This is a genomic window from Streptomyces sp. AP-93, from assembly GCF_022808175.1.
In the GTDB taxonomy this organism is placed as follows: Bacteria; Actinomycetota; Actinomycetes; order Streptomycetales; family Streptomycetaceae; genus Streptomyces.
Map to the genome: position 1 here is coordinate 132,769 of NZ_JALGBX010000020.1, position 22,271 is coordinate 155,039.

Genomic DNA, 22,271 nt, shown 5'->3' on the forward strand with positions numbered 1-22,271 from the left:
TGGCGAGGCCAACCATAAGCATCAAGTTCAAATCATTCAAGCTGTAAATATTCTGGCTTGAGTCATTTGTTAAACTGGCGCCATGACCACGCCTCCCGAGCTCCAGGCCATCGCCGAGCGCCAGCTGTGCGGGCTGGTGGACGGACTGGCCCACCGGATCGCCGAGCACGTGCGGGAACGCGCCGCCACCCTGGGCCTGACCGCCTCCCAGGCGACCGCGTTGCGGGAGATGAGCGGGCCGATGACCATGCGGGAACTCGCCGAGCGCATGAGCTGCGAGCCATCCAACGCCACCTTCGTCGTCGACAAGCTGGAGAAGCAGCTCCTGATCGAGCGGCACCCGCACCCCACCGACCGCCGCGCCAAGCAGCTCGTCCTCACGCCCGAGGGCGCCGCCCTGCGCACCCGGCTCCTCGATCTCCTCTCCGTGGACTCGCCGGTGTCCGGGCTCGCCCCGGAGGAGCAGGGCGTGCTGCGCGCCCTGTTGGAACGGGCCGTCACCGCCCGGTGACGGACCGCGTAGGGTCAGGTACATGATGATCGAGGAACTGGGCCGAGCGAGGTACGTCAGTCTCACCACCTTCCGCAAGGACGGCACGCCGGTGGCCACGCCGGTGTGGGCGGTGGCGGACGGCGGCGAGCTGTACATGTGGACGCGCAACGACGCGTGGAAGGTGAAGCGCATCCGCAACAACGGGCGGGTCACGGTCGTGGCCTGCGACGTACGCGGACGGGTGGCCGACGGGGCCGTGGCCGCCGAGGGCGAGGCGCGGGTGCTGGACGCGACGGGGCTCAAGCGGGTGCGGAAGCTGATGACGCGCAAGTACACCTGGCAGTTCTGGATGCTGGACGTGCCGGCCGCCGTGGTCCGGCGCGAGCGCCCGCACACCGCGATCGCGGTCACGCTTGCCCCGCCCGCCGCCAAGCTTTGAGACTCCTGTAGCCCGCCCGTAACACGGATGGGATCCAATGCGGGGATGGAGACCGCGACTTCGCAGGTGATCGGCCAACTCTCCGGATACATGCGGGGATTGACGCAGCGGCTGGATCCCGGGGCAGGCTGGTACGGGGAGTTCCTGCGGCGGGACCCGGAGGGAATGCGGGCCTGCCTGGACGGAGCCGCGATGCCGCCCTGGGACGTACTGGAGTCCCTGCTGGGGGACTTGGCGGCATCGGCGGGCCCGGGGGCGCTCGCGCGGGAGACGCAGTACGCGGCCGGACTGCGGGCCGCGGCCGTCGGCGTCTGGGACCGGCTGCCGGGCGGGACCGAGGAACTGCGCACGCTGCTCGCGTCGGCCGCCGAGCAGCGGGCCCGGGCCCGGGCGGCCCTGGGCGCGCTGTCGGCGCGGCTCGCGGAAACGACGGACCCGGCGCAGGCGCAGGCCCTGTCCCGGGAACTCTCCTGGACCCGGGACGACGAGGCCCGCGCGACCGCCCGCCACGAGGACCTGACGACCCGCCTGGAGGCGGTGACCCCGGCCCCCGGCCTCCCGGGGGCCGACTGGCCCGCGTACCCGCCGCCGGCGTGGCCGGAGCCCCTGAACGGGGTGCCCGCACAGCGCACCGCGACGTCGCCGGGCGCGGTGCCCGCCGCAGGGTGGCCGGGTCCGCGGGGAGGGATGCGGGAGGGCGCGCAGGCGGGGTCCCGGGATGCGCAGTGGGCCGAGGCGCCCGCGGATGCCGCCCGGAACGAGACCTCGGGCGCGACCTCGGGCGCGCCGTCGGACGCGATGTCGGACGCGATCTCGGGTCCGGTGCCCGAAGCGTCGCGGGAGCCCGTCGGGCGGGCCGAGGGGCGGTGGCTGCGCGGTGCGCGGCGCAGCCACCGGGCCCGGTACGCGGGCGCGGCCGCGCCCGAAGCCCGGGCCGTCGCCATGCCCCCGGGACAGCCGCCGTCCGCCACGCCCCTGCGCGGCGCCCGCTTCGGGCCGCCCGCCCGCCCGGCGGCCGAGCCCGCACCGGCGGGGGATCCGGCACGGGAACAGGAGGCGTCGGCGGGCGGGGCCGGGCAGGCGGGCCTGGCCCGGGGGGCCCGGCACGAGCCCGGCCGCCCGGGCTCCGCAGGGCCGGGCCCCGCACGGCCGGGCCCCGCGCAGGTGTCCGCCGCGCCGGGGCTGGGCGGCCACGCCGGGGCCGGGGGTACGGGCGGGCACCCAGGCGGCGGCGGCCCGCACGGCGCGTCCGACCCGTGGGCCGGGGCTGCCGGTGACTTCGTGGAGGGGCTCGCGGCCATGCGGGGGCAGGGGCGCAGCGGGGAGGCGCACGTGCTGCTCTGTGAGGCCGCCGCCGGGCCCGCCGAGCGGCTGGTCCGGCTGGGGGAGGAGCTGCGGCGGGCCGGGCTGGCCGCGGACTGGGCCACCCTGCTCTGGGAGGCGGCCTCGCTGCCGCCCGCCCGGTTCGCCGCGGCCGCGGCCGCACTCGGGCCGGCCGACCGCGACGCCCTGCTGCGCCAGGGCGCGGCCCGCCCGGCCGCCGAGATCGCCGAGGCGGCCCTCGTGCTCGCGGAGGCCGGCCACGCCCCCGAGGCCGACGCGCTGCTCGCCGCCTTCGTCCGGGTCCGCACCGCCGAGGAGTCCGCCCGGCTCGCCCGCCGGGACCCCCGGTGGTTCGCGCCCCGGCTGCTCCACGCCGCCGAAGCCCTCTCGGGGGCTCACCACCGTGACCTGTTGCACGCCCTTCGCGTCGCGAATCTGCCCGTCGCCTGACCGGAAACGACCACGTGCCGGCGTAACTCCTGCGTTTGCTGATCGACTACTCCAACCGCGCAACGCGGTCTTGCCCCGGGCCTGGCCGAGGCCTACCTTCAACTCCCTACGCGCAGCCGTCGTACACCCTCTACGTGCGTAGAAGCCGGCGTACCCGTCGCGAGGAGCAGCTCATGGCCCAAGTCGTCCGCGCCGCACTCGTCCAGGCCACCTGGACCGGAGACACCGAGTCGATGATCGCCAAACACGAGGAGCACGCCCGCCGGGCCGCCGCCCAGGGTGCGCAGATCATCGGCTTCCAGGAAGTCTTCAACGCCCCCTACTTCTGCCAGGTCCAGGAGCCCGAGCACTACCGCTGGGCCGAGGCCGTCCCCAACGGCCCCACCGTCCAGCGGATGCAGGCCCTCGCCCGCGAGACCGGCATGGTGATCGTCGTACCGGTCTTCGAGCTGGAGTCCGAGGGCCTCTACTACAACACCGCCGCGGTCATCGACGCCGACGGCAGCTACCTCGGCAAGTACCGCAAGCACCACATCCCCCAGGTCAGGGGATTCTGGGAGAAGTACTACTTCCGCCCGGGCAACCTCGGCTTCCCCGTCTTCGACACCGCCGTCGGCCGGGTCGGCGTCTACATCTGCTACGACCGGCACTTCCCGGAGGGCTGGCGCGAACTGGGCCTGAACGGCGCACAGTTGGTCTACAATCCCTCCGCCACCTCCCGCGGCCTGTCCGGGTACCTGTGGCAGCTGGAGCAGCCCGCCTCCGCCGTCGCCAACGAGTACTTCGTCGCCGCGATCAACCGCGTCGGCCAGGAGGAGTACGGCGACAACGACTTCTACGGCACCAGCTACTTCGTCGACCCGCGCGGCCAGTTCGTCGGGGACGTCGCCAGCGACAAGGAAGAGGAACTCCTCGTCCGCGACCTCGACTTCGACCTCATCAAGGAGGTCCGCGACCAGTGGGCCTTCTACCGCGACCGCCGCCCCGACGCCTACGGAGGACTCGTACAGCCGTGACCAACCCGATCCCCCTGCACAGCCGGCACCGCTCCGTCCTGCCCGACTGGCTCGCGCTCTACTACGACCGCCCCCTCGAACTCACCCACGGCGAGGGCCGCCACGTCTGGGACGCGGACGGCAACCGCTACCTGGACTTCTTCGGCGGCATCCTCACCACGATGACCGCCCACGCCCTGCCTGAGGTCACCAAAGCCGTATCCGAACAGGCCGGGCGGATCATCCACTCCTCCACCCTCTACCTCAACCGCCCGATGATCGAACTGGCCGAGCGCGTCTCGGCGTTGTCCGGCATCCCCGACGCCCGGGTCTTCTTCACCACCTCCGGCACCGAGGCCAACGACACCGCCCTGCTGCTCGCGACGACGTACCGCCGCTCCAACCAGATCCTGGCGATGCGCAACAGCTACCACGGCCGGTCCTTCTCGACCGTCTCGATCACCGGCAACCGCGGCTGGTCCCCGACCAGCCTCTCGCCGCTCCAGACGTACTACGTCCACGGCGCCGTCCGCACCCGCGGCCCCTTCGCCCACCTCGACGACACCGCCTTCACCGCCGCGGCCGTCGCCGACCTGGAAGACGTACTGGGCCAGGCCCGGGGCGGGGTCGCGGCGCTCATCGCCGAGCCGATCCAGGGCGTGGGCGGCTTCACCTCACCGCCCGACGGGCTCTACGGGGCCTTCCGCGAGGTCCTCGACCGGCACGGCATCCTCTGGATCAGCGACGAGGTGCAGACCGGCTGGGGCCGTACCGGCGAACACTTCTGGGGCTGGCAGGCCCACGCCCAGAACGGCCCGCCGGACATCATCACCTTCGCCAAGGGCATCGGCAACGGCATGTCCATCGGCGGAGTCGTGGCCCGCGCCGAGGTGATGAACTGCCTCGACTCCAACTCCATCTCCACCTTCGGCGGTTCCCCGGTCACCATGGCCGCCGGCGTCGCCAACCTCGCCTACCTCCTCGAACACGACCTTCAGGGCAACGCCCGCCGCGTCGGCGGCCTCCTGCTGGAGCGGCTGCGGGCCATCGCCGCGACCGTGCCCGCCGTACGGGAGGTACGCGGCCGGGGCCTGATGGCCGGCCTGGAGCTGACGAAACCCGGCACCGACCAGGCCGACCCGGACGCGGCCGCCGCCGTACTGGAGGCCGCCCGGGCCGGCGGCCTGCTGCTCGGCAAGGGCGGCAGCCACAACACCAGCGTGCTGCGCATCGCGCCGCCGCTCTCCCTCACCGTCGCCGAGGCGGAAGAGGGCGCCGAGATCCTCGCCGAGGCCCTCAGAAGCCTCAACTGACACCGGGGGAGACGTACGTGCTGAGCGACGCGAGGCCCAGTGGTGTGGGTCGCCGGCGTCGTAACTGGTTTTACCGCCGACCGGGGCATTTCCATCATTGCGGTGTTCCGGTCGGCGGCCCTCTTTGTTCGGAGTTGCAAGGCGAAGGGATTTCTCGGGCATGACCAGAACTCTCATTACCGGTGGCCTTGTAGTCACGGCTTCCGACGAGTTGCATGCGGATGTCCTGATCGAGGACGGCCGTGTCGTGGCGATGGCGTCAGCAGGCAGTCAGCAGTGGACCGCCGACCGGGTGATCGACGCCTCGCGGAAGTATGTGATCCCGGGCGGGGTCGACGCGCACACGCATATGGAGCTGCCGTTCGGCGGCACCTTCGCGTCGGACACGTTCGAGACCGGAACACGGGCCGCCGCCTGGGGCGGGACGACGACGATCGTCGACTTCGCGGTGCAGACACCCGGGCACTCGCTCCGGGAGGGCCTGGACCATTGGTACGCGAAGGCCGACGGGCAATGCGCGATCGACTACGCCTTCCACATGATCGTGTCGGACGTCAATGAGCACTCCCTCAAGGAAATGGACGGACTCGTCGAAGAAGGCGTCAGTTCGTTCAAATTGTTCATGGCATATCCGGGCGTGTTCTATTCGGATGACGGGCAGATCCTGCGGGCGATGCAGCGGGCCTCCGGGAACGGCGGGCTGATCATGATGCACGCCGAGAACGGCATCGCGATCGACGTCCTGGTCGAACAGGCCCTGGCGCGCGGGGAGACGGACCCCCGCCACCACGGCGAGGTGCGCAAGGTCCTGCTGGAGGCGGAGGCCACGCACCGGGCGATCCAGCTGGCGCGGGTGGCCGGTGCCCCGCTGTACGTGGTGCACGTCTCGGCGGAGGAGGCGGTCGCGGAGCTGGCGGCGGCCCGGGACAAGGGCCTGCCGGTCTTCGGTGAGACGTGCCCGCAGTACCTGTTCCTGTCCACCGACAACCTGGCGGAGCCGGACTTCCAGGGCGCGAAGTACGTCTGCTCGACTCCTCTGCGCCCGCGCGAGCACCAGGCGGCGCTGTGGCGCGGCCTGCGGACGAACGACCTCCAGGTGGTCTCCACCGATCATTGCCCGTTCTGCTTCCGGGGCCAGAAGGAGCTGGGCCGCGGCGACTTCTCGAAGATCCCCAACGGGCTGCCGGGGGTGGAGAACCGCATGGACCTGCTCCACCAGGCGGTCCTGGACGGGCACATCAGCCGCCGTCGCTGGATCGAGATCGCATGCGCGACCCCGGCCCGGATGTTCGGCCTCTACCCGCAGAAGGGCACGATCGCTCCGGGTTCCGACGCCGACATCGTCCTCTACGATCCGCACGCCGAGCAGGTCATCTCCGCCGAGACGCACCACATGAACGTGGACTACTCGGCGTACGAGGGCAAGCGGATCACCGGGCGCGTCGACACGGTCCTGTCCCGGGGTGAACTGGTCATCGACCGGCGAGAGTTCACCGGTAGCGCCGGCCACGGGGCCTTCGTCCACCGCTCCACCTGCCAGTACTTGTAAGGAGAGTCCCCGCATGGACTTTGGCCTCGTCCTCCAGACCGATCCGCCGGCCTCGCAGGTGGTCAGCCTGATGAAGCGTGCCGAACGCAATGGCTTCCGCTACGGCTGGACCTTCGACTCGGCGGTGCTGTGGCAGGAGCCGTTCGTCATCTACAGCCAGATCCTGGCCAACACGCAGCGCATGCAGGTTGGTCCGATGGTCACCAACCCGGGCACCCGGACCTGGGAGGTGACCGCCTCCACCTTCGCGACGCTGAACGACATGTTCGGCAACCGCACCGTCTGCGGGATCGGCCGCGGCGACTCGGCGATGCGGGTCGCCGGGCGCGCGCCCAACACCCTGGCCCGGCTCGGCGAGGCCATCGGGGTCATCCGGGACCTGGCGGAGGGCCGGGAGGCGCTGGTCGACGGAAACCCGATCCGGATCCCCTGGATCACGGACGGAAAGCTGCCCGTCTGGATGGCCGCGTACGGGCCCAGGGCACTGGCGCTGGCCGGCCAGAAGGCTGACGGGTTCATCCTCCAGCTCGCCGACCTCTACCTCACCGAGTGGATGATCAAGGCGGTCCGCCAGGCCGCCGTGGAGGCCGGCCGGGACCCGGACTCGATCACCATCTGCGTGGCGGCCCCCGCGTACGTGGGGGAGGACCTCGCCCACGCCCGCGACCAGTGCCGGTGGTTCGGCGGGATGGTCGGCAACCACGTCGCCGACCTCGTCTCCCGTTACGGCGAGCACTCCTCGATGGTTCCCGAGGAGCTGACCGAGTACATCAAATCCCGCCACGGCTACGACTACAGCCACCACGGCCGCGCCGGGAACCCGTCCACCGACTTCGTCCCCGACGAGATCGTCGACCGCTTCTGCCTGCTCGGCCCGCCCGAGGCCCACATCGAGAAGCTCCGCGCCCTGCGGGATCTCGGCGTCGACCAGTTCGCGGTGTACGCCATGCACGACGCCCGGGAGGCTGTGGTCGACACCTACGGACAGCACATCATCCCGACGGTCAACAGCTGACGGCGTCCGGCCATCGAACGGCGTAGTACTTCAGCCGCTCGTCCTCTCCCACCGGTTCCATTCCGGCCGCCGCCATCACGCGCTGCGAGGCGATGTTGCCGCGGTCCGTGTCACCGCGCACCTGGCGGACCCCCTGCGCGCGGGCGAAGCCGAGCAGGCCGCGCAGGGCCTCCGCGGCGTATCCCCGGCCCTGGGCGGCCGGGACGAGACCGTACCCGATGGTCACCGCGCCGTCCTCGTCGGGCGGTCCGTGGAAGCCGAGGCCGCCGATGGCCTCGAAGTCTTCCCGGCGGCGAATCTCGTAGGCGCCGAACGGCTGAGGATCGCCTTCCGCCGCGCAGGTCTCGACATGGCGCCGGGCGCCGGCGATGTCGGCGGCGGCCGGGTAGCCGGGCGCCCACCGTGAGTGTTCCCCCTGCTCCTCCCGCGTGAGGGATTGCGCCTCCTCGACGGTGAGGGGGTGCAGAACGAGCCGCTGGGTGACGAGATCTTCCATAAGGCTGAGTATCACCACTCACCGTTGTGCCGCCATGGGATTGTTCGGCCCGGAGTCTCGCTTCCGGCCCGTCCGGCGGCGTGGTTCCTAGAGCAGGTCGGCCGGGGCGGCGGCGGGGACCCGGGTGACGAAGGCGAGTGCGTCGATCGCCGCCCTGGCCTCGGTGACCGCCTCCTGGGCGGTGGCGGCGTGCGCGCGAGCCCAGGCGAGGCGCGAGAAGCTGTTCTGCAGGCCCGCCAGTTCGGCGCCGGGAGCACCGAGCAGGTGCAGCTTCACGTGGTCGGGGCGTACGGCGTCGGTGCCGGTCACTTCGAGCAGGGTGCCCTCGGCGGGGGCGCCGGCGAACCAGATGGCCTCCGCCCGCGGTACGCGGCCCGGGTCGTCCAGCGTCTCGCGGATGCCGGGCAGGACCTTCTCGCCGAGGACCTGCCGGAGCTGCGATTCGATGAGGTCCACGCCCGTCGCGTCCGTCACCATGTTCCACAGTTCGTCGCCGCCCGTGCGCAGATGCGTCTCGATGATGCGCGGTCCGCGACGGGTGAGGATGACCTCGGTGTGGGTGGGCCCGAATTCGATGCCCAGCGCATCGAGGGTGGCGATCACGTGCTGCCTGACCGCCGCCGTCTGGTCCGGATCGAGTGGGGCGGGCATGACGTGGCCCAGTTCGACCAGGCTGACGGGGTCGGAGTACTTGCGGGTGATCGTGACGACGACGTGCTCACCGAGTTCGGAGAAGGCCTCCACGCTGAACTGGGGGCCGGCGAGGAACTCCTCGACGGTGGCCTGCGGGCCCAGGCCGGCACCGCCGGCCCGCTCCAGGGCGGCCTGCGCCTGAGCCGGCTCGTGGATGACGGACACACCCCTGCTGGCCGCGCCCGTGAGCGGCTTGACGACGCAGGGGTAGCCGTGACCGTCGGCGAACGCGCGCAAGGCGTCGGCGCTCTCGACGACGGCGGAGGACGTGGACTCGACGCCCGTATCGGCGAGCCGTTGCCGCATCGCGTACTTGTTCATGACGATCTCGACGGTCTCGGCGCGGTGCGTGTCGAGGCCGAGAGCCCGGGCCGCGGCGGCGGCCTGCGGCCGGCAGTCGTCGTAGAACGAGCCGATCCGGGTGACCGGGTCGACGGCGTGGATGGCGCGGGCGAGGGCGATCCACTCCTCCTCGGAGGCCTCGGGGCGCATGACGAGGATGCGGCGGTGCTCCCCGCTGTCGTCGATCTTCTCCAGGTGTTCCGGCCAGCACATGACGGAGGTCGTGACCTCACGCCCGGCCGCTGCGCCGAACGCACGCATGCGGGCTGGTATGTCGTATCCGACGCCGAACACCAGCACGTGCTCCGTCACAGCAGTCCCTCTCGTTGGCGAACTCATGCATGGCAGTTGCAACTTCTACGCGGTGCTAGCTAATCCATACACGGACAGGCCGCTGCAAGCAGAGATCAGGCCAAGGTGCCGTCCTGATGCCGCTTTTGGCCCGTGTAGGGAGCAACTATCGTCGTGGTGGCCACTCGAGCCGCCAAGGAGTGACGTGATCAAAAGTCTGATTCCTCCACCCGGACCACCCAGGGCCCTGGCCCTCGCCCAGCTGATCTGCCGAACCGGCGATGGGGCGTACTACATTTGTGCCGCGCTGTACTTCACCAGGATCGTCGGCCTCTCGCCCGTCCAGATGGGGCTCGGCCTCACCGTCGCCTGGTCGGTGGCGCTGGTGGCGAGCGTGCCGCTCGGCCATCTCGCCGACCGCAAGGGGCCGCGCGGCACGGCCGTCGTCCTGTTCATCGGCGCCGGACTGGGCGTCTCCGCCTACCTGTTCGTCTCCTCTTTCACCGCGTTCGCCGTCAGTGCCTGCGTCTACGCCGTGTGCCAGCGCGGCGGCTCGGCCGCCCAGCAGGCGCTGCTCGCAGGACTGACGCCGAAGGACCAGGTGACGCGGGTCCGCGCCCATGTGCAGGCCAGTTACAACGCGGGGCTCGCGGTGGGCGCCGGACTCGGCGGCCTCGCCCTGCTCTTCGATCGCCGCGAGGCGTACTACGCGGTGTTCGTCGTGAACGCCCTGGCCTTCGGCGTGGCGGCGATCGTGCTGAGTCGACTGCCGGCCGTGCCGCCGGTGCCGGTGCCGGTGCCTGTGCCTGACAAGGCGCAGGTGGCGGGGGTGCCCGCGCCGGGGACGGCGCCCATATCGACGCCCGTATCGACGCCCGCATCGACACCGACGTCGGTCTTCAAGGACCGGCCGTACATCGTGCTGACCGTGCTCAACACGCTGCTCCTGCTGCACATCCCGCTCGTGGACATCGCTCTGCCGCTGTGGATCAGCAGACACACGGCGGCGCCGACCTGGCTGCTCTCGCTGATGTTCATGCTCAACACCGTCGCGGTGGTGTTGTTCCAGGTCAGGATCTCCCAGGGGGTGACGGGGCTGCAGAGCGCGAGCAGGTACGTCTTCCTCGGCAGCGTTCTGCTGGCCGCGGGCTGCGTCGTCTTCGCCTTCACCGGGTCGAGCGAGTCGGCCTGGGTGGCGGGGGGCCTGCTGCTGACGGCCGCGGCGATCCAGGCCGTGGGCGAGATGATGCAGGCGGCGGGGAGCTGGGAACTCAGCTTCGGCCTCGCCCCGGAGGGCAAGCACGGCCAGTACCAGGCGTTCTTCGGCAACGGCACGACCGTGGCCGAGATGATCGGGCCGCTCGCCCTGACGGGGCTGATCGTCTACTGGGGGGCGCCCGGCTGGATCCTGCTGGGCGGCCTGTTCGTCGCCGCTGCCGCGGCGCTGCGTCCCGTCGTCCGCTGGGGTGAGCGCGTCCGGTCCGCGGATCCCGCCACCGTCGTCGAGGCCTCCGCAAGCGCCTCTCAAGGCAGCGTCAATACGTAATGCGACCAGCAGCTTCCGCGAAATGCGGGCCATGGTGATCTGGGCCACATTTCATTTACGCTGCGTTCAGGTGTCCTGTCCGTAACGCCCCTTCGTGTCCATGATCTTTAATACCCTCCGTCAGCAGCCGCTGTCGGCCCGGCACTTATCCATCAACGGCGGCCAGTTGTCGAACCTACCGTTCGGCAGAACCGCGTGAGAGTCTCTGTTCGTACTCGAAAAATTGGCGACCCCAGTTCTGGAGAGAGCATGACCGACGAACGGCGCTATCGCGTCGTCACGAATACCGAAGACCAGTACTCGATGTGGCCCGCCGACCTGGAATTACCGCTCGGCTGGCGTGCCGAGGGGTTCGAGGGAACCCGGCAGGAGTGCGCGTCGCGGGTCGACGAGGTGTGGACGGACATGCGGCCGGCCGGACTGCGCCGCCGCATGAAGGAGGGCGCATGCTGAGCCCCCGGGGCAGCGCCGCGGAGTCGGGGACATCCGCGGTGCGGCACCTGATCTCCACCAGCGACCTCAGCGACACCGAGCTGACGGCACTCGTCACCAGGGCGGCGGAGTTCGCCGACGGACCGGTGCGCTCGGGCGAGCAGTTGACCGGCCTGGTGGCCGGCATCCACTTCCTGAAGACCTCGACGCGGACCCGGACCTCCTTCTCCGCCGCCGCGCTGCGGCTGGGCGCGAAGATCATCTCGTTCGGGCCCGACGACCTCCAGACCAACACGGGCGAGACGCTGGAGGACACGGCCGAGGTCCTCTCCCGGATGCTCGACATCCTGGTCGTCCGCTCCGCCGGAGACCCCGCCGACCTGCGCACTTTGGCTGCCCAGCCCCGTATGGCCGTGGTGAACGCCATGACGGCCGACGAGCACCCGACCCAGGCCGTCGCCGATCTGGCCACCCTGCTCGGCCACTTCGGCCGCGTCGAGGGACTGCGGATCTGCTACCTCGGCGAGGGCAACAACACCGCCGCCGCCCTGGCGCTGACCCTCAGCCGCTTCAAGGGCGTCCACCTCGAACTGCGCACGCCGTTCGGCTACGGTCTGGAGCCCGCGATCCGTGGACGGGCCGCGGCCAACGCCGCGGCTTCGGGTGCGACCGTCGTGGAGCTGCACTCCATGGACACTCCGCCCGAGGGGTTCGACGTCTTCTACACCACCCGGTGGCAGACGACGGGCACCAGCAAGCCGGACCCCGAATGGCGCAGTGTCTTCGCCCCGTTCCAGGTCACCACCGCCCTGTGGGACCGCAGTCCGGAAGCCGTCTTCCTGCACGACCTGCCCGCCCACCGCGGCGAGGACGTCACGGCCGAGGTCCTCGACGGTCCGCGCAGCCTGGCATTCGATCAGGCCGAGAACAAGATGTACGCGGCGATGGCGGTTCTGGAGTGGTGCGCCGGTCGGCGCTGACCACACGGCATTTCGACACCCCGATACGACGGAGGGGCGCCGGGAATTCGTCCGGCGGCATCTACTCCTTTGACGTGCCCGGAATTCTCCATTCACGTTCCCGGGCCTTCACCATTCTTTTACCCGGCGGGCGCCGGATGGACTGCGGTGCCCGCTGGTTGAGCACGGGGGATTTCTCATGACTTTACAGTCGACCGCCGGGCACACCCGTGTCCCGGAGGAATGGAACAACACGGTCCGCCGCGGCCTCGTCGCAACGCTCCCGGAGCTGTTCGAGGCGCAGGTGCTGCGGACACCGGACAACACGGCGGTCGTCCACGACACGACCGCCCTCACCTACCGGGAGCTCAACGAGGAGGCCAACCGGCTGGCACGGATCCTGCTCTCCCGGGGCGCCGGGCCCGAGCGCCTGGTGGCCCTGGCGCTGCCGCGTTCGGCCAGGATGGTCACCGCGATCCTCGCCGTCGTCAAGGCCGGCGCCGCCTGGATCCCCGTCGACCCGGAGCATCCGGCGTCCCGGATCAACGAGGTCCTGGACTCGGCGCGGCCGCTGCTCGTGCTGACGGCCGGGGATCTCGCGGCGGCGCTTCCCGGCGTCATCCCGCCCGAGGGCACGGGCCGCCTCGATCTGGACGCCGCCCTCGTCGCCGAGCGGCTCGCACGCGAAGAGGCGTACGACGTGGGCGACGGCGAGCGCACCGGGCCGCTGCACCCCGACCATCCCGCGTACGTGATCTTCACATCCGGGTCGACCGGCCGGCCCAAGGGTGTGGTGATGACCCACCGCGGGCTCGGCAGCCTGGCGGCCGACCACATCGAGCGCTTCGGGATCACGGCCGGTGGCGGAGTGCTCCAGTTCGCCTCCTTCAACTTCGACTGCTCCGTGGGCGACCTGGTCATGGCACTGGCCTCCGGGGCGGCGCTCATCATCCGCCCCCAGGACTGCCTGTCCGGGCACCAGGTGGGCGAGCTGATCCGGCGGACGTCGGCCAGCCACGTGACGATCCCGCCGCAGGTGCTCGCCGCGCTGCCGCCTGCCGAGCACCCCACCCTGAAGTCCATCGCGACGGCCGGGGACGTCCTGACGGTCGAACTGGTGGCCCAATGGGCGCCCGGGCGGCGGATGTTCAACGCGTACGGCCCGACCGAGACGACCGTGGACTCCGTGGCGGTCGAGGTCACGGCCGGCAGTACGGTGGCGCCGCCCATCGGTGCCCCGATACTGAACACCCGTGCGTACGTCCTCGACGAGGATCTGCGTACGGTGCCGGTCGGTGCCGAGGGCGAGCTGTTCATCGCGGGACCGGGACTCGCCCGCGGCTACCTGGGACGGCCCGGACTGACGGCGGAGCGGTTCGTCCCCTGCCCCCACGGGGAGCCGGGGGAGCGGATGTACCGGACCGGTGACCTCGCGCGATGGCGGGCGGACGGGAACCTCGAGTTCCTGGGCCGGATCGACGACCAGGTCAAGATCCGCGGCTTCCGCGTCGAACCGGGCGAGGTCGAGGCGGTGCTGAGACGCCACCCGGCCGTCGCATCGAGCGTGGTGACCGCGCGGGAGGACACTCCGGGCAACAAACGGCTCGTCGCCTACGTCGTCCCGCGCCCCGGAGCCGTGACCGACCCCGCCGCGCTGCGCCGCCACGTGGCCGCGGACCTGCCCGACTACTACGTTCCGGCTGCCGTCGTCCTCCTGGACGCCTTGCCCCTCAACGGGAACGGCAAGCTGGACCGCAAGGCCCTCCCGGCGCCCGACCTGTCGGCGCCGGCGACCGGAACCGCGCCCCGCACTCCGGCCGAGGAACTGCTGTGCGGCCTGTTCGCGGACGTGCTGGGACTCGACCGGGTCGGTATCGACGACGGGTTCTTCGACCTCGGCGGCGACAGCGTCATGGCGATCCGGCTGGCGGCGAGCGCCCACCGGGCCGGCTGGGTGCTGGAACCCGCGGCCGTCTTCGCCCATCAGCGGGTCGAAGCGCTGGCTCCGTTGCTGGAGCCGGCCCCGGACAGGGCCTGCACCGTCGAGGAGCCCGGTGCCAACCTCGGCCCCGTTCCGCTCACACCGCCGGTGATCCGCCTCGGAGCGCAGGCGCGGGCGTGGCAGTACACGGTGGTGTCCACGCCGGCGGCCACCGGTCCCGGGCAGCCGGCCCGGGCCCTCCAGGCGGTGTGCGACCACCATGACGCCCTGCGGCTGGACGCGCCGGCGGACGGCAGCCTCCGGATCGCCCCGCCGGGCGCCGTCGACGCCGCCGCATGCGTGCGCGTGGTCGACGTCACGGGCCTGGGCACGGCCGACGCGCAGTCCACGCTCCTGCGGGTGGCAGCCGAGGAGGCCGAGGCGGCCGACGACGAGGGCCGACAGGTGTTCGCCGTCCATGGCCACGCCGACGACGCCCCGGGCCTGTTGCTGCTGCTGGTCCGCCGCCTCGTGACGGACGCGGAGTCCTGGCGGATCCTGCTGGAGGACCTCGGTACGGCCATGGCGGCACTGGCCGCCGGTGAGCCGGTTTCACTCCCTGCGGTCGCCACCTCCTACCGCCGCTGGGCCCTGCACCGGGCGGCCGCCGCCACCAGCCCCGCCCTGGAGGAGGAGGCACCGGGCCGGGCGCAGACCCCGGCCACCCCCGATCCAGCGCTCCCGGCCCCGACGGCGGACGGGGCCGGCACGGCCGGCCGGCTGTCCGTGACCGTGCCCGCCGACCTCGCCGGACCGCTGCTCTCCGAGGTGTCCGAGGCCTTCAAGGCCGAACCCCGGGAGATCCTGCTGACGGGCCTCGCGCTGGCGATCGGCCGGTGGCGCGCCCGGCATGACGTGGCGGCGGGCAGCGCCGTGCTGCTCGACCTCGAAGACGACGGGCGCCGGCCGTTCGCCCCCGGGGTGGACCTCTCCCGCACCCTCGGCCTCTTCGCGGACTCCTTCCCCCTCGTGGTCGACGTGGGACTGCCCGACTGGGAGGACGTCGCCGCGGGTGGGCCGGCCGCCGGCACGGCCATCAAGCAGGTCAAGGAGCAGGTGCGCGCCGCCGTCCCCGGCCACGGCGCCGGACACGGGCTGCTGCGCCACCTCCCGACCGGGACGGCGTCGGCTTTGTCCGGGCAGTACGGGCAGTCCGGGCAGTCCGGGCAGTCCGGGCAGGACGGGCAGTCCGGGCAGTCCGGTCAGTCCGGTCCGCGCATCGGGTTCGCCCACCGCGGCAGGACCGCCGACGGCCCGTGGGAGAACGCGGCGGCCCGCGTGGTCCCGTACGGAACCGGAACTCCCCCGGCGCACACCCTGGAGATCACCACGGTCGCCTCGGGCCCCCCGGACGACCCGACGATCACGGCCGTTTGGACGTGGGCGCCCGGCCGGCTCGACGCAGCGGCCGTCCAGGAGCTGGCCGACCTGTGGTGTACGGCGCTCAGAGGCCTCGTGTCGCATACCGGCAAGCCAGGCTCGGGCGGCCCCACGCCGTCCGATCTGACGCTGCTGACCCTGAGCCAGGACGAAATCGACGATCTTGCGAGTGAGTGGGCCAATGACTACTGACAACGCCGCGGTGACCGACATCCTGCCGCTTTCGCCGCTCCAGGAAGGCATGCTCTTCCACTCCCTGTACGACAAGCAGTCCGTCGACGTCTACATGCCGCAGATGGTGATCGAGCTGGACGGCGACGTCGACGCCGCGGCCCTGCGCTCGGCGATCGCCGCGCTCTTCGACCGCCACGCCAACCTGCGCGCCTGCTTCCGTACGCGGACCCGCAAGGGCGCTCCGGTGCAGCTGATCCCGGCGCGGGTGGACGTCCTGCTGCGGGAGTTCGACCTCCAAGGGCTGCCCGGCGCGGAGCGCGACGCGGAGATCGCCCGGCTGATGGGCGAGGATCAGCTGGACCGGTTCGACCTGACCCGCCCGCCGCTGCTGCGGTTCATGCTGATCCGGCGCGCCGAGCGCAGCTGGCGGCTGGTGATGACCCATCACCACATCCTGCTCGACGGTTGGTCGATACCGCTGCTGATCAGCGAGCTGATGACGTTGTACCGGCAGGGCGGGGACAGCTCCGGGCTGCCGCCGGTGACCCCGTACAAGAACTACCTGGCGTGGCTCGCCGGTCACGACCGGGACGCGGCGCGCGGCGCCTGGCGCCGCGCGCTCGCCGGGCTCGACGAGGCCACGCTCGTGGTGCCGCCGCGCGCCGGGAGGCTGCCGAGCCTGCCCGCCACGGTCGAGGCCGGGCTCGGAGTCGAGGTGACCGGGCGGCTGACCCGGCGGATCCGTACACACGGGCTCACCCTGAACACCGTGGTCCAGGGTGCCTGGGCGATGGCCCTGGCCCGGCTCACCGGACGCGAGGACGTCGTGTTCGGTGTGACCGTGTCCGGCCGTCCGGCCGAGATCCAGGGCGTCGAGCGGATGATCGGGCTGCTGATCAACACCCTGCCGGCCCGACTGCGGGTGCGATCGCAGGCGCCCCTGGCCGAACTGCTGGGCGAGCTCCAGAGCGACCAGGGCCGGCTGCTCCCGCACCAGAACCTGGGACTGACCGAGATCCAGCAGGAGGCCGGTGTCGGCACGCTGTTCGACACGCTCATGGTCTTCCAGAACTACCCCACCGAGCCGGAGACGGACCGGGACGGCGAACCGGACGCGCGTCGGGTTCGGGTCGTCGACGCCTTCAGCGTCGATGCCACCCACTATCCGCTGGGTCTGACGGTCTTCCCCGGCACCTCCCTCACGCTGCGGCTCGACCACCAGGAAGACGTCGTCGACCGGGACACCGCCGAGCGGCTGCTCGGCTGGCTGGTGCGCCTCATCGAGGCGGTCGCCGACGATCCGGAGCAGCCGCTGTCCGCGGTCGACGTGCTGGGCGCGGAGGAGCGCGAGCGCGTACTGGAGCGGTTCAACGGCACCGGCCACCAGGTGCCGCGCACCACGCTGGCCGAGTTGTACGAGGCCCAGGCCGCGCGGACCCCCGAGGCTGTCGCCGCCGTCGCCTCGGGTGCGGAGCTGACGTTCGCGGAGCTCAACAGCCGCGCCAACCGGCTCGCCCGCCTCCTCGCCGAGCGCGGGGCCGGTCCCGAACGCCTGGTGGGCATCGCCCTGCCCCGGTCGCCGGAGCTGCTGGTCGCCGTCCTGGCGGTGCTGAAATCGGGTGCGGCGTACGTGCCGGTCGACCCCGGCTACCCGGCCGCGCGGATCGCGCACCTCGTGACCGACGCGGACCCGGTCCTGGTTGTCACCACCGGCGCGCTGGCCCCCGTACTGCCCGACGGCGCATCCGTACTCGCCCTGGACGACGGGGCGACGGCCGCGTCGCTCGCCGCGCTGTCGGACGAGAACCTGCGCGACGGGGAGCGGACCGCCCCGCTGGACCCGGAGAACCTGGCGTACGTCATCTACACCTCCGGGTCGACCGGCGTCCCCAAGGGGGTGGGCGTCCAGCACCAGAGCGTGGTGAACCTCTTCCACGACCACCGGGCCGAGCTCTACCGGCCGCAGACGGCCCGGGCGCGCCGTGAGAAGTTCCGGGTGGCGCTCGCCGCTTCGATCTCCTTCGACGCCTCGGTGGCCGGTCTGCTGTGGATGCTGGACGGGCACGAACTCCATCTGGTGGATGACGAGAGCCGGTACGACCCGGTCCCGTTCCTGAACTACGTGGCGAGCGCCCGGATCGACGTCGTGGACGTGACGCCGTCGTTCGCGGAGCAGCTGGTCGAGGCGGGGCTGCTGACCGGGGCCGCCCGGCCCGCGGTGCTGGTGGTCGGCGGCGAGGCCATGCGCGAATCGCTCCGGGCCGAGCTGGCCGGGGCGGAGGGACTGGCCGCCTACAACTTCTACGGCCCGACCGAATACACCGTCGACGCCGCCTTCCACCCCCTGGCCGACGACCCGGACGGGGAGGCGCGGCAGACCATCGGACGCCCGGTGTGGAACACCCGTGCCTATGTCCTGGACCGCTCCTTCGCCCCGGCACCCGCCGGCGTCGTGGGTGAACTGTTCCTCGCGGGCGAGGGCCTCGCGCGCGGCTACCTGGGGCGTCCGGGGCTGACCGCGGAGCGGTTCCTGCCCTGCCCGTTCGGCGGTCCCGGCGAGCGGATGTACCGTACCGGCGACCTCGTCCGGCGGCTGGACGACGGGAACCTGGAGTACGTCGGCCGCGCCGACGACCAGGTCAAGATCCGCGGGTTCCGGGTCGAGCTCGGCGAGATCGAGTCCGTCGTGCAGCGGCACCCGGCCGTGGCCCGCAGCGCCGTGGTCACACGTGAGGACCGGTTGGGCGGACTCCAGGTGGTGGCGTACGTGGTGCCGGCCGAGGACGGCCCGGACGGCGCCGGCATCACGGACGTCGCCGGCCGTGTCGCCGAACCCGGTTCGGCGGAAGGTTCCATGACGGACCGCCAGCTCACGGAATGGCTCGAGGTGCACGAGGCGATCGACATCGAGGAATCCCGGGACATTCCCTTCGGTGAGGACTTCGGCGGCTGGGACTCCAGCTACACCGGCGATCCCATCCCCCTGGAGGAGATGCGCCAGTGGCGCGGCGAGGTGGTCCGCCGGATCCTGGAGCTCGGACCGTCGCGCGTGCTGGAGATCGGCGTCGGCTCGGGCCTCCTCCTGGCCAAGGTGGTGGACTCCGTCGAGGAGTACTCGGGCATCGACCTCTCCCCGACGGCGATCTCGCTGCTGGAAGCCCACATCCGCCGCGAGGGCCTCACCGGCAAGGTGAATCTGCGCAGCCGGCCTGCGCACGTCACGGACGGGCTGCCCGCCGGGCACTACGACACCGTGGTGATCAACTCGGTGGTGCAGTACTTCCCCAACGGCGCCTACCTGCGGCAGGTCATCGAGCAGGCACTGGACCTGCTGGTGCCCGGCGGCCGGATCTTCATCGGCGACGTACGCCGCGCGCGGACCTTGCGCGCCTTCCACACGGCGATCCAGGCGGGCCGCGCCGAGAACGGCCGGCGGGACACGGTCGCCCTGGCGGCCGCGGTCGAGCGCGCCACCCTCCTGGAGCGTGAACTGGTCATCGACCCGGACTTCTTCACCACTTTGGCCGCCGAGAGCGGCGGGAAGATCGGTGCGGTCGACATCCGGCTCAAGCAGGGCGCGCCGCACAACGAGCTGATCCGGCACCGCTACGAGGTGGTGCTGCACAAGGCCCCGGTGGCCGCGGACTCCTTCGCCGCGCTGCCGGAGCTGGCGTGGGGCGTTGCCGAGGGCCTGACGGACCTCACCGCCCTCGGCGCCCGGCTCGGGGAACACGAGGGTCCGGTCCGGATCACCGGGATCCCCAACGCCCGGCTCGTCGGGGAGGTCGCCGCGGCCGATGCCCTGGCCGAGGGGGCGCCGCTCGACGAAGTGAGGGCGCGGCTGGCGTACCTGCCGGACCACGCGGTGGACCCCGAGCAGGTGCACGCCTGGGGCCGCGGCGGCGGGCGTACCGTACACACCACCTGGTCGCGGGGCGAGGCCGACACCTTCGACGCCGTCGTCCTGCCCGCGGGCCCGGGCGCGGGCCCGGGCTCGGCCGCCTTGGTGCCGCCGCCGGCCGACGTGTACCTGCCGCCGACCGAGTCCCGGCCCTGGCAGTCGATGGTCAACGACCCCACGGGGGCTCGCCGTACGGGTGAGCTCGCGGTGTCGCTGCGACGCCATGTCGCGCGGTTGCTGCCGGACCACATGGTGCCGAGCGCCGTCGTCGTGATGGACAGTCTGCCGCTGACCCCCAACGGCAAGCTGGACCGCAAAGCCCTGCCCGCCCCCGAACTGGCGGGAGAGCTCGCGGGCAGGGAGCCCCGCACCGAGCGGGAGGCGACGCTGTGCGGCCTGTTCGCCGAGGTCCTCGGCATCGAGCGGGTCCGGCTCGACGACAGCTTCTTCGACCTCGGCGGCAACTCCCTGCTGGCGATCCGGCTGGCGTCGCGGGTCCGCGCCGTGCTGGAGGTGGAGCTGCCGGTCCGCGCGCTCTTCGAGGCGCCGACCGTCGCGGCGCTCGGCCCCCGGCTGGGGGTCGAGGACCGGGAGGCCGGCCTCGGCGTACTGCTGCCGCTGCGGACCACGGGCAGCCGGCCGCCGCTCTTCTGCGTCCATCCGGCGGGCGGCCTGGCCTGGCCGTACGCCCGGCTGGTCCAGATGATCGACGCGGACCGGCCGATCTACGGCATCCAGGCCCGCGGTATCACCCGCCCCGACCTGGCTCCGCGCAGCACCGCAGAGATGGCCGCGGACTACGTCGAGCAGCTCCGCTCGGTGCAGCCGGAAGGCCCCTACCACCTGCTCGGCTGGTCCTGGGGAGGCCGTATCGCCCACGAGGTCGCGGTCCGGCTGAAGGGGCAGGGCCAGGAAGTCGCCCTGCTGGCGGTCATGGACGCGCACCCGGCCGCCCCCGAGGGGGCGCGGGCGGGGGAGGAGGAGTTCGTTTCCTACATCCTCTACGAGCTGGGTCTGGACCAGAGCGTCCTGGGACAGGACCAGCCGCCGACCTTCGACCGGCTGCGGGATGTGCTCGCCGACAGTGGCTCGCCGCTGGCCGCGGTGGTGGCCGACAGCGGTTCGGCCCTCTCCAGCCTGGACGAGGCCACGCTCCGGGCGCTGTTCGAGGTGTACCGCAACACGGCCGGCATCGGATCGGAACCGCCCGCGGCCCCCTTCGACGGCGATCTGCTGCTCTTCACCGCGGGCCTGGAGCCCGGGGCGGCGGCGCTCGGGGACCGGTGGCGCCCGTACGTCGGGAAGCGGATCGAGAACCACGAGATCGAGTGCGCGCACTTGGACATGGCGGACCCCGAGCCGCTGTCCAAGATCGCGGCGGTGGTCGAGAAGCACCTCGCCGCCGTGGCTCTGGACAACGGAGGCCGCAGGTCATGATCTACGAGCATGCTGCCGACATCATCCTGGACGACGTGTTCCTGCACCTGCCCGGCTTCGTCGACCATGCCCGGGTGTTCCTCAAGCTGGAGGGGCTGAACCCGGCCGGTTCGGTCAAGCTGAAGACGGCCCTCGCGCTGGTCGAGGAGGCGGAGAAGAGCGGTGCGCTCGGGCCGGGATCCCGTGTCATCGAGTCCTCGTCCGGGAACCTCGGCATCGCCCTCTCCGTCGTGTGCGCGGCCAGGGGCTACCCGCTGGCCGTGGTGACCGACCCCAACGCGACCCGTCAGTCGATCCGTGTGATGGAGAGCCTGGGCACGGAGGTGGTCGAGGTCACCCAGCGGGACGCCAACGGCGGCTACTTGCAGACCAGGATCGACTACATCCACCAGCGGCTCTCGGACCAGACGGACCTCTTCTGGCTCAACCAATACGCCAACCCCGCCAACGTGAGCGCCCACCGCGACTGGACCGCGCGGGCCATCCACGAGGGTCTCGGACACGTCGACGCCCTGTTCGTCGGGGCGGGCACGACCGGGACCCTGATGGGGTGTGCCGAGTACTTCGCGCACCACAGCCCGCACACCCGGATCATCGCGGTGGACTCCGTCGGCTCGGTCACCTTCGGCCGGGCGGCGCCCCGCTTCATCCCGGGGCTGGGCACCAGCCGGTTGCCGGAGATCTACCGCGATACCGGCACGTTCGAGAAGGTGCTGATCGAAGAAGTCGACACCATCGCGACGTGCCGGCTCGTCGCCGCCCGGTACGGGCTGCTGGCCGGCGGCTCCACGGGGACCGTGCTGGCCGCCGTACGGCATCTCGGCCCGACGCTGCCGGCCGGTGCGCGGATCGCGGCGATCTCCCCGGACATGGGCGACAAGTACGTGGACACGGTCTACTCCGACACCTGGGTCGCCGACCGGTACACCGAGTGCGCCGCGCTGACGTCTCTGGACACCTTGTCCACGAGGTGAACGCGTCGATCCCGCGTCGATCCGCCCTCCCCGCTCCTCCTGCCCCCGTCGTCACTCACTCCCGACATGAATCAGGAACACAGAACCA

At 71.8% G+C, this 22,271-nt stretch carries 15 protein-coding genes; 13 read left to right on the forward strand and 2 right to left on the reverse strand.

What is annotated here, in order from left to right:
- Nucleotides 1–82: 82 nt before the first annotated feature.
- The 7 genes from MTF69_RS29325 (at nucleotide 83) to MTF69_RS29355 (ending at nucleotide 7,577) form a co-directional block, all read left to right on the forward strand.
- Complete coding sequence (locus MTF69_RS29325) at nucleotides 83–511, forward strand: MarR family winged helix-turn-helix transcriptional regulator (RefSeq protein WP_243339181.1); 429 nt, start codon at nucleotides 83–85, stop codon at nucleotides 509–511.
- Between the two features lie 22 nt (nucleotides 512–533).
- Nucleotides 534–932 carry a PPOX class F420-dependent oxidoreductase gene (locus MTF69_RS29330; protein WP_243339182.1) on the forward strand — a complete coding sequence of 133 codons (399 nt, stop codon included), beginning with the start codon at nucleotides 534–536 and terminating at the stop codon, nucleotides 930–932.
- A gap of 45 nt (nucleotides 933–977) precedes the next feature.
- Nucleotides 978–2,705: a hypothetical protein gene (locus MTF69_RS29335; RefSeq protein ID WP_243339183.1), complete on the forward strand. Its 1,728-nt coding sequence runs from the start codon at nucleotides 978–980 to the stop codon at nucleotides 2,703–2,705.
- 173 nt (nucleotides 2,706–2,878) lie between these two features.
- On the forward strand, nucleotides 2,879–3,721 hold the full coding sequence (locus tag MTF69_RS29340; protein WP_243339184.1) for a nitrilase-related carbon-nitrogen hydrolase: 843 nt from the start codon (nucleotides 2,879–2,881) through the stop codon (nucleotides 3,719–3,721).
- The gene (locus MTF69_RS29345; RefSeq protein ID WP_243339185.1) at nucleotides 3,718–5,013 is read left to right on the forward strand and encodes an aspartate aminotransferase family protein; all 1,296 of its coding nucleotides are present in this window, start codon (nucleotides 3,718–3,720) and stop codon (nucleotides 5,011–5,013) included. The genes MTF69_RS29340 and MTF69_RS29345 overlap by 4 nt, the downstream gene beginning before the upstream one ends.
- Nucleotides 5,014–5,173: 160 nt before the next feature.
- Nucleotides 5,174–6,562 (forward strand): dihydropyrimidinase, encoded by a 1,389-nt coding sequence (hydA, locus tag MTF69_RS29350; RefSeq protein ID WP_243339186.1) that lies wholly within the window; start codon nucleotides 5,174–5,176, stop codon nucleotides 6,560–6,562.
- Nucleotides 6,563–6,575: 13 nt separating this feature from the next.
- Nucleotides 6,576–7,577 (forward strand): TIGR03842 family LLM class F420-dependent oxidoreductase, encoded by a 1,002-nt coding sequence (locus tag MTF69_RS29355; RefSeq protein WP_243339187.1) that lies wholly within the window; start codon nucleotides 6,576–6,578, stop codon nucleotides 7,575–7,577.
- On the opposite strand, the gene MTF69_RS29360 is transcribed toward MTF69_RS29355, so the two are convergent.
- Complete coding sequence (locus tag MTF69_RS29360) at nucleotides 7,567–8,073, reverse strand: GNAT family N-acetyltransferase (protein ID WP_243339188.1); 507 nt, start codon at nucleotides 8,071–8,073, stop codon at nucleotides 7,567–7,569. The two genes, MTF69_RS29355 and MTF69_RS29360, sit on opposite strands and share 11 nt — an antisense overlap.
- Nucleotides 8,074–8,160: 87 nt before the next feature.
- Nucleotides 8,161–9,420, reverse strand: a complete 1,260-nt coding sequence (locus tag MTF69_RS29365) for an ATP-grasp domain-containing protein (protein WP_243339189.1) — start codon at nucleotides 9,418–9,420, stop codon at nucleotides 8,161–8,163.
- Nucleotides 9,421–9,604: 184 nt separating this feature from the next.
- On the opposite strand from MTF69_RS29365, the gene MTF69_RS29370 reads away from it, so the two are divergent.
- The 6 genes from MTF69_RS29370 to sbnA all read left to right on the forward strand — a co-directional run bounded on the left by MTF69_RS29370 (nucleotide 9,605) and on the right by sbnA (nucleotide 22,183).
- Nucleotides 9,605–10,945, forward strand: coding sequence for an MFS transporter (locus tag MTF69_RS29370; RefSeq protein ID WP_243339190.1), 1,341 nt, complete (start codon nucleotides 9,605–9,607; stop codon nucleotides 10,943–10,945).
- 249 nt (nucleotides 10,946–11,194) lie between these two features.
- On the forward strand, nucleotides 11,195–11,398 hold the full coding sequence (locus tag MTF69_RS29375) for an MbtH family NRPS accessory protein (protein ID WP_243339191.1): 204 nt from the start codon (nucleotides 11,195–11,197) through the stop codon (nucleotides 11,396–11,398).
- Nucleotides 11,392–12,357: an ornithine carbamoyltransferase gene (locus MTF69_RS29380; protein ID WP_243339192.1), complete on the forward strand. Its 966-nt coding sequence runs from the start codon at nucleotides 11,392–11,394 to the stop codon at nucleotides 12,355–12,357. The genes MTF69_RS29375 and MTF69_RS29380 overlap by 7 nt, the downstream gene beginning before the upstream one ends.
- A 178-nt stretch (nucleotides 12,358–12,535) precedes the next feature.
- Nucleotides 12,536–15,889, forward strand: coding sequence for an amino acid adenylation domain-containing protein (locus tag MTF69_RS29385; protein WP_243339193.1), 3,354 nt, complete (start codon nucleotides 12,536–12,538; stop codon nucleotides 15,887–15,889).
- A complete protein-coding gene (locus MTF69_RS29390) occupies nucleotides 15,879–21,209 on the forward strand; it encodes a non-ribosomal peptide synthetase (protein WP_243339194.1) in 5,331 nt (1,776 codons plus the stop codon). Before MTF69_RS29385 ends, MTF69_RS29390 begins: the two co-directional genes overlap by 11 nt.
- Nucleotides 21,206–22,183 (forward strand): 2,3-diaminopropionate biosynthesis protein SbnA, encoded by a 978-nt coding sequence (gene sbnA, locus MTF69_RS29395; RefSeq protein ID WP_243339195.1) that lies wholly within the window; start codon nucleotides 21,206–21,208, stop codon nucleotides 22,181–22,183. Before MTF69_RS29390 ends, sbnA begins: the two co-directional genes overlap by 4 nt.
- Nucleotides 22,184–22,271: the final 88 nt, after the last annotated feature.

Coding starts and splice junctions, on each gene's coding strand:
- MTF69_RS29325 (WP_243339181.1), top strand. CDS start 83: ATGACCACGCCTCCCGAGCTCCAGGCCATCGCCGAGCGCCAGCTGTGC.
- MTF69_RS29375 (WP_243339191.1), top strand. CDS start 11,195: ATGACCGACGAACGGCGCTATCGCGTCGTCACGAATACCGAAGACCAG.
- MTF69_RS29335 (WP_243339183.1), top strand. CDS start 978: ATGGAGACCGCGACTTCGCAGGTGATCGGCCAACTCTCCGGATACATG.
- MTF69_RS29360 (WP_243339188.1), bottom strand. CDS start 8,073: ATGGAAGATCTCGTCACCCAGCGGCTCGTTCTGCACCCCCTCACCGTC.
- MTF69_RS29340 (WP_243339184.1), top strand. CDS start 2,879: ATGGCCCAAGTCGTCCGCGCCGCACTCGTCCAGGCCACCTGGACCGGA.
- MTF69_RS29390 (WP_243339194.1), top strand. CDS start 15,879: ATGACTACTGACAACGCCGCGGTGACCGACATCCTGCCGCTTTCGCCG.
- hydA (WP_243339186.1), top strand. CDS start 5,174: ATGACCAGAACTCTCATTACCGGTGGCCTTGTAGTCACGGCTTCCGAC.
- sbnA (WP_243339195.1), top strand. CDS start 21,206: ATGATCTACGAGCATGCTGCCGACATCATCCTGGACGACGTGTTCCTG.
- MTF69_RS29330 (WP_243339182.1), top strand. CDS start 534: ATGATGATCGAGGAACTGGGCCGAGCGAGGTACGTCAGTCTCACCACC.
- MTF69_RS29380 (WP_243339192.1), top strand. CDS start 11,392: ATGCTGAGCCCCCGGGGCAGCGCCGCGGAGTCGGGGACATCCGCGGTG.
- MTF69_RS29355 (WP_243339187.1), top strand. CDS start 6,576: ATGGACTTTGGCCTCGTCCTCCAGACCGATCCGCCGGCCTCGCAGGTG.
- MTF69_RS29385 (WP_243339193.1), top strand. CDS start 12,536: ATGACTTTACAGTCGACCGCCGGGCACACCCGTGTCCCGGAGGAATGG.